The sequence below is a fragment of the Streptomyces amakusaensis genome, from assembly GCF_039532665.1.
Classification (GTDB): domain Bacteria; phylum Actinomycetota; class Actinomycetes; order Streptomycetales; family Streptomycetaceae; genus Streptomyces; species Streptomyces amakusaensis.
In genome coordinates this window covers 215590-229022 of the sequence record NZ_BAAASB010000002.1, presented here as the reverse complement: position 1 = coordinate 229022, position 13433 = coordinate 215590, and the positions used below count along the sequence as shown (strand labels likewise).

Sequence of the window (13433 nt, the reverse complement as noted above, 5' to 3'; positions counted from 1 at the left end):
GTGTTATGAGCGAGCGGCCCGTCCGTACGGTGGAAGTCCCCCTGGGCGACGGGAGCGAGGAGTCCGTGCGCGTCCAGATCAGGGAGGTGGACGAGGCGCTCGTCCGTGTGGGCCGGGGAAACCGTTCCGTCGCGCGGGCCGAGCGGTCGCTCGGGCAGATGCTGGACACCGTGCGCCCGGTGGCGGAGAGCTTCGTGGGGCGGTTCCGGGGGCTCGCGAACCCGCCGGACGAGATGACGCTGGAGTTCGGGGTGTCGCTGTCGGCCGAGGCGGACGTGGTGATCGCCAGCACGGCGACGGCAGCCAATTTCTCCGTGAGTCTGACGTGGCACAGAAGCCCCGCGGCGGAGCCCGCCGGGGACGATGCGCGGCGGAGCTGACCCGGCCGGGCCGGGACGGGGAGGTCGCTGTGACGGATCTTCACAGGCGCGATTCCGGCGCGGGCTTCCTCATCGCCCCGGATCTGGTGCTGACCTGCGCCCATGTGGTGTCGGACGCGCTGGGCCGGCCCCGGGAGGAGCCGGTCGGGGAGGAGGTGGAGCTGTACTTCCTCGACGAGGACGAGCTGCTGACGGTCTCCGGCAGCCGGATCGAGCACTGGGACGCCCGGACCGGCCGGCGTCTGTCGAGCACGATCGACGTACGCGATCTGGGACTCACGAAGGAGGATCCGCCGAGGTTCCTGGTGGACGCCCACCCCGAGCCCGGACACACCCAGATCATGATCGAGGGAAGTCCGGTCGTCCACGCGGTGAGTCTGCGAACGGGCGAGGAGGACAAGGCGCTTCGGCTCACCTTCCCTCCGCAGGTGGACAACGCCGTACTCGACGGCGGCGGGCGGTACGCGGCCGTGCGGACCACGGGCGACATGGTGGAGGTGTGGTCGGCAGGGCCCGGGGGCGCGTGGAGAGGGTGCTCGGCCCCTTCGGTCCGCTGTACGCGTTCGACCGGTATCAGGCCGGATTCCTGCGGGACGGCTCGGGGAGGTTCCTCCTGGCCACCGGGGACGGCGGAACCCTGCTGCGGCTCACCGACGGCAGCCGGGTGGATCTGCTCCGCCTCGACCCCGAGGTCTGGAAGGACCGGCTGTGCGAGGTCCTCGGCCACGAGCCGGCCGAGGACGAACGCCGGGGTCTGCCCCGGTGGCTGCCGCGCGAGATCTGCCCGGCCTGACCGGGCGGAGGCGCTTACCGGCCGGATCGGGGGCCCCGGCGTGCGGGCCGGCGCGGGCCCGCGCGACATACGGCGGTAATGGACGCCGGGGTGCGCGACTCCTGGGGCCGGGGTGGCGGCCAGGGGCGTACGGGAACGCAACACGGCCGAAACGTCCGCTCAACGAACACGACCCTTCGGTCAACGGACGAGTTCCGGCCAATCCTTGACGGGGCCCTGACAGAAACTGGTTACTCCTGCCACTCTTCCCCCGTTCCCCGCACCACTTGCTCCGCACGCTCGCCCGGACGGCCCACCACGCCGTCCGGTACCGCCTCGCAGAAGGAGTTCGTGTGAGATCCACGCCACGACGTCGCACCACCGCGACCGGTGCCTTCATCGCCACGGCCGCACTCCTGGCCGTAGCCGTTCAGACCGGCGTGCCGGCCGCGGCGTCCCCGGCGGCCGCGCCCGCCGCCGCACAGGCGGGCAAGGCCGACCCCGGCGCGCTGCCGGCGAGTCTCACCCCCACCCAGCGCGCCGGGCTGATACGGGCCCAGAGCGCCACCACGGCGGCCACCGCGAAGGAACTGGGCCTCGGCGCGCAGGAGAAGCTCCTCGTCCGGGACGTCACCAAGGACCGCGACGGCACCACCCACACCCGCTACGAGCGCACCTTCGCCGGGCTCCCGGTGCTCGGCGGCGACCTGGTGGTCTCCGAGTCGAGGACGGGCGCGACCGAATCGGTCGTCAAGGCCTCCCGTACCGCCCTCAAGGGCGTCGCCACCTCCGCCGGGATCGCCCCGGCGGCGGCCGAGAAGCAGGCGCTCGCCCGCGCGAAGGCCGAGGGCTCCACCAAGACCGACGCCGAGCGCGCGCCGCGCAAGGTCGTCTGGCTGGCCCAGGGCGGCAAGCCGGTCCTCGCGTACGAGACCGTCGTCGGCGGCCTCCAGCACGACGGCACCCCCAACGAGCTGCACGTCGTCACCGACGCGAAGACGGGCGAGAAGCTCTACGAGTGGCAGGCCGTCCACAACGGCACCGGCAACACCCAGTACAGCGGCCAGGTCACCCTCGGCAGCACCCAGTCGGGCTCCTCGTACAACCTCACCGACGCCGGGCGCGGCAACCACCGCACCAACAATCTGAACCGCGGCACCTCCGGCACCGGCACCCTCTTCTCCGGCACGGACGACGTCTGGGGCAACGGCCAGCCGGCCAACACCGAGACCGCGGGCGCGGACGCCGCCTACGGCGCCGGGGCCACCTGGGACTACTTCAAGAACGTCCTGGGGCGCAACGGCATCCGGAACGACGGGGTCGGCGCGTACTCCCGGGTCCACTACGGCAACAACTACTCCAACGCCTTCTGGACCGACAGCTGCTTCTGCATGACCTACGGCGACGGCGCGGGCAACGCCAAGCCGCTCACCTCGATCGACGTGGCCGCGCACGAGATGACGCACGGCATCACCTCGGTGACGGCGGGCCTGGTCTACAGCGGTGAGTCCGGCGGTCTCAACGAGGCGACGTCCGACATCTTCGCGGCGGCCGTGGAGTTCCACGCCAACAACGCGCAGGACCTGGGCGACTACCTCGTCGGCGAGAAGATCGACATCCGGGGCAACGGCACCCCGCTGCGGTACATGGACAAGCCCAGCCGCGACGGCTCCTCCAAGGACGCCTGGTACTCGGGCATCGGCGGCATCGACGTGCACTACTCCTCGGGCCCGGCGAACCACTGGTTCTATCTCGCCTCCGAGGGCAGCGGCGCGAAGACCCTCAACGGCGTGAGCTACGACTCGCCGACCTCCGACGGGCTCCCGGTCACCGCCATCGGCCGCGAGAAGGCCGCGCTGATCTGGTACAAGGCGCTGACCACGAAGTTCACCTCGACCACCAACTACGCCGCCGCGCGCACCGGCACCATCGCGGTGGCGACGGAGCTGTACGGGGCGAACAGCGCCGAGGTCGCGGGCGTCACCAACGCCTGGGCCGGCGTCAATGTCGGCGCCCGTCCCGGCGGCGGCAACCCCGACCCGGGTACCAGCTTCGAGAACACCACGGACGTCTCCATCCCGGACAACGGCGCGGCCGTCACCTCCTCGGTGACCGTCACCGGCGTCGCGGGCAACGCCCCCTCGAACCTGCGCGCGGCCGTGGACATCGTCCACACCTGGCGCGGTGACCTGGTGGTGGATCTGGTCGCACCGGACGGGAGCGTCTACTCGCTGAAGCCGTTCAACTCCTCGGACTCGGCCGACAACGTCCAGGAGACCTATGTGGTCGACGCCTCCTCGGAGGTCGCGAACGGCGTCTGGAGGCTGCGGGTCCAGGACCGGGCCTCGCAGGACACCGGCTATGTGAACAACTTCAAGCTCACCTTCTGATCCTCCGGTTCTCCGGCTCCGCCCGGGAGGGGCTTCGGCCCCTCCCGGGCGGAGCCGCCGCTTGTGCGTAATCACCGTGCGGGCGGCGGTCCTTGTCGGGCAGACTCCCGGGGGTGAGCAACGATCCCGTGTCCCCGGCGAACCCGGCCGCCGAGCACTACACGTACCGCGTCAGGAAGACCCCCGCGGAGCTGACCCTGATCTGGCGCGGCGGGAAGGGCGAGGACCCCGACGAGCTCGCCGTCGACGGCTCGGGACGGCTGCTCGCCTTCCGTGAGACGGCCGCCGCGCGGAAGTACTGCGAGCGCGCCGGCCTCGTCCTGGGCCACGAGGACGAGGCCGAGGACGAGGCCTTCCTCGATCTGGACCCGGCCGCCGAGTGGGCCGCCCGTGGCGGCCCCGTGGCGGAAGTCCTGCTGCTGGACGCCTGGAACCTCTTCACCGATCTCGCCCAGACCCTGCCGGACGGCCCCCGGCTCCCCCCTCGGGACCCGGTCCAGGACAGCGCCTACGACAAGTTCTTCGGTCTCGCGGCGCTCGACCCGGACGGCGGGGACGACGCCTGGAACCCGCGGGAGACGGAGTCCGTGCGCGAGGTTCTGAACGCGGGGCTGCGCCTCTGGGAGACGGCCCTCGCCGACGCGGTGATCCTGTAGCACCGGCCCGGCCCGGCGTCAGGCGGGCAGATAGCCCCGGTCCCGGACCACGTCCTCGACGAGCCGGGTGAAGGCGCGCGCGGCGGCGCTGCGGTAGCCGCTCTCCCGGCGCAGCAGCACGACCGTGCGGGCCGGCAGCGCCGGTTCCAGGGGGATCGGGCTCAGCCGGGGGTGGTCATGGGTGACGGCGTCCGGCAGCACCGTGGCGAGCGGGGTGCGGCGCACGATCTCGATGAGCGCCTGGATCGAGTTCGCCTCCACCATGATGCGCGGGGTGACCCGGTGCCGCGCGAAGTAGGCGTCCGTGTGCCCCCGGGTGGCGAAGTCGCCGCTGAGCAGCGCCAGTTCCCGGTCGGCCACCTCCGCCACGGGCAGCGCCCGCGCCGCCGCCGCTTCGGGGCGGTGCGCTCCGACGACCAGGCTGAGGGTCTCGGTGAACAGGGCGGCGGCGGTGATGCCGGGCAGATGGGAGCCCGCGAAGGCGATCCCGATGTCCAGCTCGTCGGCGAGCAGCCCCGCCTCGACACGGTCCTGGGTCATCTCCTCCACGTCCAGGGTGATGCCGGGGTGGCGGGTGCGCAGCTCGGCGATGAGCGGCCCGATGAGATAGGCGGTGAAGGTCGGGGTCACCGCGAGCCGCAGACTGCCCCGGGAGAGATCGGCGACGTCGAGCACCGCCCGCTCGGCTGCCGCCAGGTCCCGCAGGGCGCGCCGGGCGTACCGCACATATGTCTCACCGGCGTCGGTCAGCCGTACGCTGCGGCCCGTGCGGTCCAGCAGCTGTACGCCCACCGCCCGCTCCAGCTGTTTGATCTGCTGGGACAGGGTGGGCTGGGAGATCCGCAGATCCTCGGCGGCGCGGGTGAAGTTGCCGTGTTCGGCGACGGCGAGCAGATAGCGCAGATGACGCAGTTCCAGGGCCATGGAACCAACCATAGATCAGATCAATAGAAGTCATGGCTATTGCGTCTTGGACGCTATGGACGCAGCTCATGCATGGTGGATTTCGTCAGCCCAACGGGGCCGGCCCCACCGAGAGGAGTGACCCATGCATGACCTCGCCCACGGTCTCGCGCGTTTCCGGCGGGAGGTCTTCCCGGCCAAGGCGGAACTCTTCGCCCGGCTGGCCGCCGTCCACCGGCCGACCACCCTTTTCATCGGCTGCTCCGACGCCCGGGTGGTGCCGGAGCTGATCACCCAGAGCGAGCCGGGCGAGCTGTTCGTCATCCGTACGCCCGGCAATCTGGTCCCCGCCCACTCCCCCGGCGTGGACGGCATCGCCGCCGGGGTGGAGTACGCGGTCGCCGTGCTCGGCGTCTCCGACATCGTCGTCTGCGGGCACTCCGCCTGCGGCGCGATGACCGCCCTGGCCGAGAAGCACGATCTGAGCGGCGCGCCCGCGACCGCCGACTGGCTGCGCCACGCGGACACCTCCCGCGCCCTCGCCGCCACCGGCACCGGCACCGGCACCGCCGCCGCCGAAGACCCGGTGGGCGTCCTGGTGCGGCAGAACGTGCTCGCACAGCTGACCAACCTCACCACCCACCCCTCCGTGGCCCGGGCCCTGGCCAACGCCTCGGTCACCCTCCACGGCTGGGTCTTCGACATCCCCTCCGGCACCGTCGAGCCCCTCGACCGCGCCGGCCGCCCCCACCTCTCCCAGAACGAAGGAATCCCCTCATGATCCACTCGCAGTCCGACCCCACCGCCCGCCAGGCCCTCGCCGTCGCCGCCGTCGACGCCAAGACCCGCAAAGACCTGACCTGGCAGCAGATCGCCGACGTCACCGGCCTCTCCGTCGCCTTCGTCACCGCCGCCCTCCTCGGCCAGCACCCCCTCCCCAAGCCCGCCGCCCTCGCCGTCACCGACCTCCTCGGCCTCGGCCCCGACGCCGCCCTCCTCCTCCAGACCATCCCCACCCGCGGCCCCGCCACCGGCAACGCCCTCCCCACCGACCCCACCATCTACCGCTTCCACGAGATGCTGCTCGTCTACGGCACCACCCTCAAGGCCCTCATCCACGAGCAGTTCGGCGACGGCATCATCAGCGCGATCAACTTCAAGCTCGACGTCCAGAAGACCGCCGACCCCGAGGGCGGCGAGCGCGCCGTCATCACCCTCGACGGCAAGTACCTCCCGACCAGGCCCTTCTGACCCGACCCGCCCACGCCGAGGGCCGGGGGCCGCACGCCCCCGGCCCAGCCGGTCGTTCGCGACAGCGGACGCCTGCGCCCGCGCCGCCGGTGACCGGGGCCGTACCGGCTCACCGGGCCGGTGGCGGGCCCGCCCCCTCTCCGGGGAGGGCGACCAGGCCGAGGTCCGCGCTGGTGGCGAGGAGGGGATGGGTGGGGAGGACGCGGACGGTGTAGCCGAAGGGGCCGGTGCGGTCGAGGGAGAGGGTGCCCTCGAAGAGGCGGCGGCCGTCGAGGTCGGGGCCGCCGGACTCCTTGAGGGGGGAGGTGCGGGCCTCGGCGATGACGTCGTGGCCGTCGACACGGCCGGCCACGGCCTGGACCTCGACGTCCTCGGGGTGGAGGTCGCCGAGGGCGACCCGGGCCCGCAGGGCGAGTGTCGCGCCGAGTTCGGCGGTGACATCGGCGGGGGGCTGTTCCAGGGCCGGCTGTTCCAGGGTCTCGACATGGTCGACGGCGACCTCGGGCCAGGCCGCGCGGACGCGGGACTTCCAGGAGGCGACCTCGCGGGCGGTCTCCGGGTCGAGTGAGCGGTGGGCGCGGGCGGCGGGGGCGTAGAGGTGCTCGACGTACTCCCGGACCATCCGGCCGGCCAGCACTTTGGGGGCGAGGGTGGCCAGGGTCCGGCGGACCATCTCGATCCAGCGGTGGGGCAGCCCGTGGGGGCCCCGCTCGTAGAAGCGCGGTGCGACGCGGTTCTCGATCAGCTCGTAGAGGGCGGCCGCCTCCAGTTCGTCGCGGCGGGTCTCGGCGGTGGCGGAGCCGTCGGCGGTGGGGATCGCCCAGCCGTAGTCGGGTTCGTACCACTCGTCCCACCAGCCGTCGAGCACGGAGAGATTGAGGCCGCCGTTGAGGGCGGACTTCATTCCGCTGGTGCCGCAGGCCTCCAGCGGGCGGAGGGGGTTGTTGAGCCAGACGTCGCAGCCGGGGTAGAGCTTCTGCGCCATGCCCATGCCGTAGTCGGGCAGGAAGACGATCCGGTGCCGCACCCGGGGGTCGTCGGCGAAGCGGACCAGCTCCTGCACGAGGCGTTTGCCGCCGTCGTCGGCGGGGTGCGCCTTGCCCGCCACGACGATCTGCACCGGGCGGGTGGGGTGGAGCAGCAGTTCCCGCAGCCGGTCGGGGTCGCGGAGCATGAGGGTGAGCCGTTTGTACGAGGGGACGCGGCGGGCGAAGCCGATGGTGAGGATGTCGGGGTCGAGGACGCCGTCCACCCAGCCCAGTTCGGCCGCGCCCGCGCCGCGCTGCCGCCAGGAGGCGCGGAGCCGGGAGCGCACCTCGCCGACGAGCTGTTCGCGCAGTTCGCGGCGGAGTTCCCAGATCTCGGTGTCGGGGATCTTCCCCACGGCGTTCCAGAGGTCGGAGCCGCCGACGGTGAGGGCGTCCTCGGCGCGCCCCGCGCCGATCTGGCGCGCGCCGAGGCGGAAGACCTCGGGGGCGATCCAGGTGGGGGCGTGGACGCCGTTGGTGATGGAGGTGATGGGCACTTCTTCGGGGTCGAAGCCGGGCCAGAGGCCGGCGAACATGCCCCGGCTGACGGCTCCGTGGAGGGTGGAGACGCCGTTGGCGCGCTGGGCGAGGCGCAGTCCCATGGCGGCCATGTTGAAGAGGTGGGGTTCGCCGCCGGGGTAGTCCTCCCTGCCGAGGCGGAGGATCTTCTCGACGGGGACGGTGGGGAGTTCGGCGCGTTCGCCGAAGTGGCGGGCGACCAGTTCGCGGTCGAAGCGGTCGATTCCGGCGGGCACGGGGGTGTGGGTGGTGAAGACGGTCCCGGCGCGGACCGCTTCGAGGGCGGCGTCGAACTCCAGTGCGTCAGCGCCCTGGCCGAGTTCGCGGATGCGCTCCAGGCCGAGGAAGCCCGCGTGGCCCTCGTTGGTGTGGAAGACCTCGGGGGCGCGGTGGCCGGTGAGCCGGCAGTACGCCCGGACGGCCCGTACGCCGCCGATGCCCAGCAGCATCTCCTGGAGCAGCCGGTGTTCGCTGCCGCCGCCGTAGAGCCGGTCGGTGACCTCGCGTTCGCCGCTCTCGTTCTCCTCGACGTCGGAGTCGAGCATCAGCAGGGGCACCCGGCCGACCCGGGCGATCCAGATGTGGGCGCGGAGCGCGCGCCCGGCGGGCAGGGCCAGTGAGATCCGGGCGGGGGTGCCGTCCGCCTCCCGCATGAGGGTGACGGGGAGTTCGTTGGGGTCGAGCACCGGATAGTGCTCCAGCTGCCAGCCCTCGGGGGAGAGCGACTGGCGGAAGTAGCCGTGGCGGTAGAGCAGACCGACGCCGATCAGCGGCACACCGAGGTCGCTGGCGGCCTTGAGGTGGTCCCCGGCGAGGATGCCGAGGCCGCCGGAGTACTGCGGGAGGGCGGCGGTGACGCCGAACTCGGGGGAGAAGTAGGCGACGGCGGAGGGGAAGGGCGGGGCGTCGGCGGCGGTGGCCGCCGGGTCGTGGGTCTGGTACCACCTGCGGCCGTGCAGATAGTCGTCCAGGTCGGCGGCGGCGGCGGTCAGCCGGCGCAGAAAGCGCCGGTCCTCGGCGAGTTCGGCCAGCCGGGCGGCGGAGACGGAGCCGAGCAGCCGTACCGGGTCGGCTCCGGCCGCCCGCCATCCGTCGGGGTCGACGGCCTGGAAGAGTTCACGGGTCTCGGGATGCCAGGACCAGCGGAGATTGCGGGCGAGATCGCTGAGTGGGCGGAGTGGCTCGGGGAGGACGGGACGGACGGTGAATCGACGAATGGCCTTCACGGGTCCCACCTTCGCAGGGGAGGCGCGCATCCCAGGGGACGCACGGCGGTGTGCGCGTCTCCGCGTCACCCGGTGAGGAGAAGGACGGGGAGGGGCGGGGAGGGGACGGCGGGTGGCCGGAAGTCGAAGGGGCCTCGCGGGATCCGTTGGACAATCCTTCAATCTCCCGCCCGGTTCGCCGACCGATCCGCCGAAGCCGCCGGCCCGCGAGCCGCCGCCGGACGGGCGGGCGGGCGGGGCGAGGGACGGCTGCGAACGGAGGGACAGGGATGCGCCGCCGCGACGACGAGCCCAGCTGGGGCGCGTAGCGCGTACACCGGGCGCGGGAACGACCGCCCGCGCCCGGTGTCATTCGGCCCAGTCCGCCCGCCGTTTCCGCCCACCCGGGTGACGCGTACGGGAGCGGTCGTGCCTGGCGGGCCGTCAACCGCCGTTCAAGCGGTTACAAATATCGGGTAAACCGTTCAAACAACGACATTCTCCTCACCCTGCCCCACCCGTACAGCCCTCAGGTGAGCCCATGATCGGTCGCATTCCCGTCCTGGACGTCAGCCCTCAAATCGACTGCGGGAGGAGACCCGCCAAAGCGGTCGTCGGCGAGACCTTCCGGGTCGCCGCCACCGTCTTCCGGGAGGGGCACGAGGCCGTCGCCGCCAATGTGGTGCTGCGCGACCCGGGGGGCCGCCCGGGCCCCTGGACCCCGATGCGGGAGGAGGCCCCCGGCACCGACCGCTGGAGCGCGGAGATCACACCGGACGCCGAGGGCCGCTGGAGCTTCGCCGTCGAGGCCTGGAGCGATCCGGTGACGAGCTGGCTCCGGACCGCCCGAATCAAGATCCCGGCGGGCGTCGACACCGCGCTGACGCTCACCGAGGGGGCGCGGCTGTACGAGCGGGCGGCCGAGGGGGTGCCCAAGCGCGACGGCCGCGAGGCGGTGCTCGCCGCCGCCGACGCCCTGCGGGACCCGGCCCGCCCGCCCGCCGCCCGGCTCGCCGCCGCCCTCGCCCCCGACGCGACGGCCGCGCTCGCCCGCCATCCGCTGCGCGAACTGGTCACCGTCTCGCGCCCGTTGCCGCTGCGGGTCGAGCGCCGCCGCGCGCTGTACGGATCCTGGTACGAACTCTTCCCGCGCTCCGAGGGGGCCGTCCTCACCCCGGGCGGACCGCCGGTGTCCGGCACCTTCCGCACCGCCGCCGAGCGGCTGCCCGCCGTCGCCGCCATGGGCTTCGACGTGGTCTATCTGCCGCCCGTCCACCCCATCGGCACCACCTTCCGCAAGGGCCCCGACAACTCCCTCTCGGCCGGCCCCCACGACGTCGGCGTGCCCTGGGCGATCGGCTCCCCGGCGGGCGGCCACGACGCGCTCCACCCCGAACTGGGCTCCTTCGCGGACTTCGACCACTTCGTGGCGACCGCCCGCGCCCTGCGGATGGAGGTCGCCCTCGATTTCGCGCTCCAGTGCTCCCCCGACCACCCCTGGGTGCGCGAGCACCCCGAGTGGTTCCGCCGGCGCGCCGACGGCAGCATCGCCCACGCCGAGAACCCGCCCAAGAAGTACCAGGACATCTATCCGATCGCCTTCGACGAGGACATGCGCGGACTGGTCGGCGAGGCGGTGCGGCTGCTGCGTTTCTGGATGGCGCGGGACGTCCGGATCTTCCGGGTCGACAATCCGCACACCAAACCGGTCGTCTTCTGGGAGCGGGTGATCGCCGAGATCAACCGCGCCGACCCGGACGTGATCTTCCTGGCGGAGGCCTTCACCCGGCCGGCGATGATGCGGGCGCTGGCCGCCGTCGGCTTCCAGCAGTCGTACACCTACTTCACCTGGCGCACCGGCAAGCAGGAGCTGACGGACTACCTCACCGAGCTGGCGGGCGAGTCGGCCTCGTCCATGCGTCCCAACTTCTTCGTGAACACCCCGGACATCCTGCCCGCCCATCTTCAGCACGGCGGCCGTCCCGCCTTCGAGGCGCGCGCGGTGCTGGCCGCCACCCTCTCGCCCAGCTGGGGGATGTACGCCGGGTACGAGCTGTGCGAGAACGCGCCGGCCGGGGCGGGCGGCGAGGACTATCTGCACTCGGAGAAGTACGAGCTGCGCCCGCGCGACTGGGAGGCCGCCGAGCGCGCGGGGCGCACCATCACCCCCCTGATCACCGCTCTCAACCGGATCAGACGGCGCAATCCGGCGCTCCAGCAACTGCGCGACCTCTGCTTCCACCGGACCGACGACGAGTCCGTCATCGCGTATTCAAAGCGCTGCGGCTCGAACACCGTCGTCGTGGTCGTGAACCTCGACCCCCACCACACCCACGAGGCCACGGTCTCGTTGGACATGCCGAGACTCGGTCTCGCCTGGCACGAGACCGCACCGGTGCGCGACGAGCTCACCGGCGAGACCTATCACTGGGGCAGATCCGCGTATGTGCGTCTGAAGCCGGGGCGCTCGCCCGCGCACATCGTGGTTCTGCGACCGTCCCCGCCGATCGGAGGGTCACCCACATCATGATCGTCAATGAACCCGTCCACGACCTGTTCGAGGACACCCCCGCCAAGGACCGCGATCCCGACTGGTTCAAGCGGGCGGTCTTCTACGAAGTCCTCGTGCGGTCCTTCCAGGACAGCAACGGCGACGGCGTCGGAGATCTCAAGGGCATCACCGCCAGGCTCGACTACCTCCAATGGCTGGGCGTCGACTGTCTCTGGCTGCCGCCGTTCTTCAAGTCGCCGCTCCGGGACGGCGGTTACGACGTCTCGGACTACACCTCGGTGCTGCCCGAGTTCGGCGACCTCGCCGACTTCGTGGATTTCGTCGACGCCGCCCACCAGCGCGGCATGCGCGTGATCATCGACTTCGTCATGAACCACACCAGCGATCAGCACGAGTGGTTCCTCCAGTCCCGCAGCAACCCCGACGGGCCCTACGGCGACTACTACGTCTGGGCCGACGACGACAAGCGGTATCCGGAGGCCCGGATCATCTTCGTCGACACGGAGAGCTCCAACTGGACCTTCGACCCGGTGCGCAAGCAGTACTACTGGCACCGCTTCTTCTCGCACCAGCCGGATCTCAACTACGAGAACCCGGCGGTCCAGGAGGAGATCGTCTCGGCGCTGCGCTTCTGGCTGGATCTGGGCATCGACGGCTTCCGGCTGGACGCCGTGCCCTATCTCTACCAGGAGGACGGCACCAACTGCGAGAACCTCCCGGCCACCCACTCCTTCCTCCGCCGGGTCCGCAAGGAGATCGACGCCCACTACCCCGACACCGTGCTCCTCGCCGAGGCCAATCAGTGGCCGGAGGACGTGGTCGACTACTTCGGCGACTTCCGCGCCGACGGCGACGAGTGCCACATGGCGTTCCACTTCCCGGTGATGCCCCGCATCTTCATGGCGGTGCGGCGGGAGTCGCGCCACCCGGTCTCGGAGATCCTCGCCAAGACCCCGACGATCCCCGCCGGCTGTCAGTGGGGGGTCTTCCTGCGCAACCACGACGAGCTGACCCTGGAGATGGTCACCGACGAGGAGCGCGACTACATGTACGCGGAGTACGCCAAGGATCCGCGCATGCGGGCCAATATCGGCATCCGCCGCCGGCTCGCCCCGCTGCTGGACAACGACCGCAATCAGATCGAGCTGTTCACCGCGCTGCTGCTCTCCCTGCCCGGCTCGCCGATCCTCTACTACGGCGACGAGATCGGGATGGGCGACAACATCTGGCTGGGCGACCGGGACGCGGTCCGCACCCCGATGCAGTGGACACCCGACCGGAACGCGGGATTCTCCTCCTGCGACCCCGGACGGCTGTATCTGCCGACCATCATGGACCCCGTCTACGGCTATCAGGTCACCAATGTCGAGGCGTCGATGACCAGCCCCTCGTCACTGCTGCACTGGACCCGGCGGATGATCGAGATCCGTAAGCAGAACCCCGCCTTCGGACTCGGCTCGTACAGCGAACTGCCCTCCTCCAACCCCGCCGTGCTGGCCTTCACCCGGGAGCACAAGGACGACCTGGTGATGTGCGTCCACAACTTCTCGCGGTTCGCCCAGCCCACCGAGCTGGATCTGCGGCAGTTCACCGGCCGTCACCCCGTCGAGCTGATCGGCCAGGTGCGCTTCCCGCCCGTCGGCCAGTGGCCCTATCTGCTCACCCTGGCCGGTCACGGCTTCTACTGGTTCCGCCTCAGGAAGAGCGCCACGACGGCCTGAGGACCGGGCGGGGGGCTTCCGTCCCCCTGCCGGCACGCCCCGGGCCCGGCACCACGGCGGACCCGGGCCGCACCCCCGCACGGGACGGCTCCCACC

General features: G+C 71.7%; 11 protein-coding genes. 8 read left to right on the top strand and 3 right to left on the bottom strand.

What is annotated here, in order from left to right:
• The first annotated feature begins 5 nt into the window (after positions 1-5).
• Positions 6-380 (top strand): CU044_2847 family protein, encoded by a 375-nt coding sequence (locus tag ABD371_RS03590; protein ID WP_344472569.1) that lies wholly within the window; start codon positions 6-8, stop codon positions 378-380.
• Between the two features lie 40 nt (positions 381-420).
• Here the strand turns inward: ABD371_RS03590 and ABD371_RS03585 are convergent, their stop codons facing one another.
• Positions 421-660 carry a hypothetical protein gene (locus tag ABD371_RS03585; RefSeq protein ID WP_344472566.1) on the bottom strand — a complete coding sequence of 80 codons (240 nt, stop codon included), beginning with the start codon at positions 658-660 and terminating at the stop codon, positions 421-423.
• Between the two features lie 219 nt (positions 661-879).
• Between ABD371_RS03585 and ABD371_RS03580 the strand changes: the two genes are divergently transcribed.
• The 3 genes from ABD371_RS03580 to ABD371_RS03570 all read left to right on the top strand — a co-directional run bounded on the left by ABD371_RS03580 (position 880) and on the right by ABD371_RS03570 (position 4198).
• Positions 880-1173, top strand: a complete 294-nt coding sequence (locus ABD371_RS03580) for a hypothetical protein (RefSeq protein WP_344472564.1) — start codon at positions 880-882, stop codon at positions 1171-1173.
• A 332-nt stretch (positions 1174-1505) separates the two neighbouring features.
• Positions 1506-3542 (top strand): M4 family metallopeptidase, encoded by a 2037-nt coding sequence (locus tag ABD371_RS03575; RefSeq protein ID WP_344472560.1) that lies wholly within the window; start codon positions 1506-1508, stop codon positions 3540-3542.
• A 113-nt stretch (positions 3543-3655) separates the two neighbouring features.
• Positions 3656-4198: a hypothetical protein gene (locus ABD371_RS03570; protein WP_344472557.1), complete on the top strand. Its 543-nt coding sequence runs from the start codon at positions 3656-3658 to the stop codon at positions 4196-4198.
• 18 nt (positions 4199-4216) lie between these two features.
• Here ABD371_RS03570 and cynR read toward each other — a convergent pair whose 3' ends face one another.
• Positions 4217-5122 carry a transcriptional regulator CynR gene (cynR, locus tag ABD371_RS03565; protein ID WP_344472554.1) on the bottom strand — a complete coding sequence of 302 codons (906 nt, stop codon included), beginning with the start codon at positions 5120-5122 and terminating at the stop codon, positions 4217-4219.
• 124 nt (positions 5123-5246) lie between these two features.
• Here cynR and ABD371_RS03560 point away from each other — a divergent pair, with 124 nt between their 5' ends.
• Positions 5247-5882, top strand: a complete 636-nt coding sequence (locus ABD371_RS03560) for a carbonic anhydrase (RefSeq protein ID WP_344472551.1) — start codon at positions 5247-5249, stop codon at positions 5880-5882.
• Positions 5879-6352, top strand: a complete 474-nt coding sequence (gene cynS, locus ABD371_RS03555) for a cyanase (RefSeq protein WP_344472548.1) — start codon at positions 5879-5881, stop codon at positions 6350-6352. The genes ABD371_RS03560 and cynS overlap by 4 nt, the downstream gene beginning before the upstream one ends.
• Positions 6353-6461: 109 nt before the next feature.
• On the opposite strand, the gene glgP is transcribed toward cynS, so the two are convergent.
• Complete coding sequence (gene glgP, locus ABD371_RS03550) at positions 6462-9125, bottom strand: alpha-glucan family phosphorylase (protein ID WP_344472545.1); 2664 nt, start codon at positions 9123-9125, stop codon at positions 6462-6464.
• Between the two features lie 520 nt (positions 9126-9645).
• Between glgP and ABD371_RS03545 the strand changes: the two genes are divergently transcribed.
• Complete coding sequence (locus ABD371_RS03545) at positions 9646-11634, top strand: alpha-1,4-glucan--maltose-1-phosphate maltosyltransferase (RefSeq protein ID WP_344472542.1); 1989 nt, start codon at positions 9646-9648, stop codon at positions 11632-11634.
• Positions 11631-13337, top strand: coding sequence for a maltose alpha-D-glucosyltransferase (gene treS / locus ABD371_RS03540; protein WP_344472539.1), 1707 nt, complete (start codon positions 11631-11633; stop codon positions 13335-13337). Before ABD371_RS03545 ends, treS begins: the two co-directional genes overlap by 4 nt.
• Positions 13338-13433 lie beyond the last annotated feature (96 nt).

Excerpts from the sequence above, each read along its gene's own strand:
- treS (WP_344472539.1), top strand. The coding sequence starts at position 11,631 with ATGATCGTCAATGAACCCGTCCACGACCTGTTCGAGGACACCCCCGCC.
- cynR (WP_344472554.1), bottom strand. The coding sequence starts at position 5,122 with ATGGCCCTGGAACTGCGTCATCTGCGCTATCTGCTCGCCGTCGCCGAA.
- ABD371_RS03590 (WP_344472569.1), top strand. The coding sequence starts at position 6 with ATGAGCGAGCGGCCCGTCCGTACGGTGGAAGTCCCCCTGGGCGACGGG.
- ABD371_RS03545 (WP_344472542.1), top strand. The coding sequence starts at position 9,646 with ATGATCGGTCGCATTCCCGTCCTGGACGTCAGCCCTCAAATCGACTGC.
- ABD371_RS03560 (WP_344472551.1), top strand. The coding sequence starts at position 5,247 with ATGCATGACCTCGCCCACGGTCTCGCGCGTTTCCGGCGGGAGGTCTTC.
- cynS (WP_344472548.1), top strand. The coding sequence starts at position 5,879 with ATGATCCACTCGCAGTCCGACCCCACCGCCCGCCAGGCCCTCGCCGTC.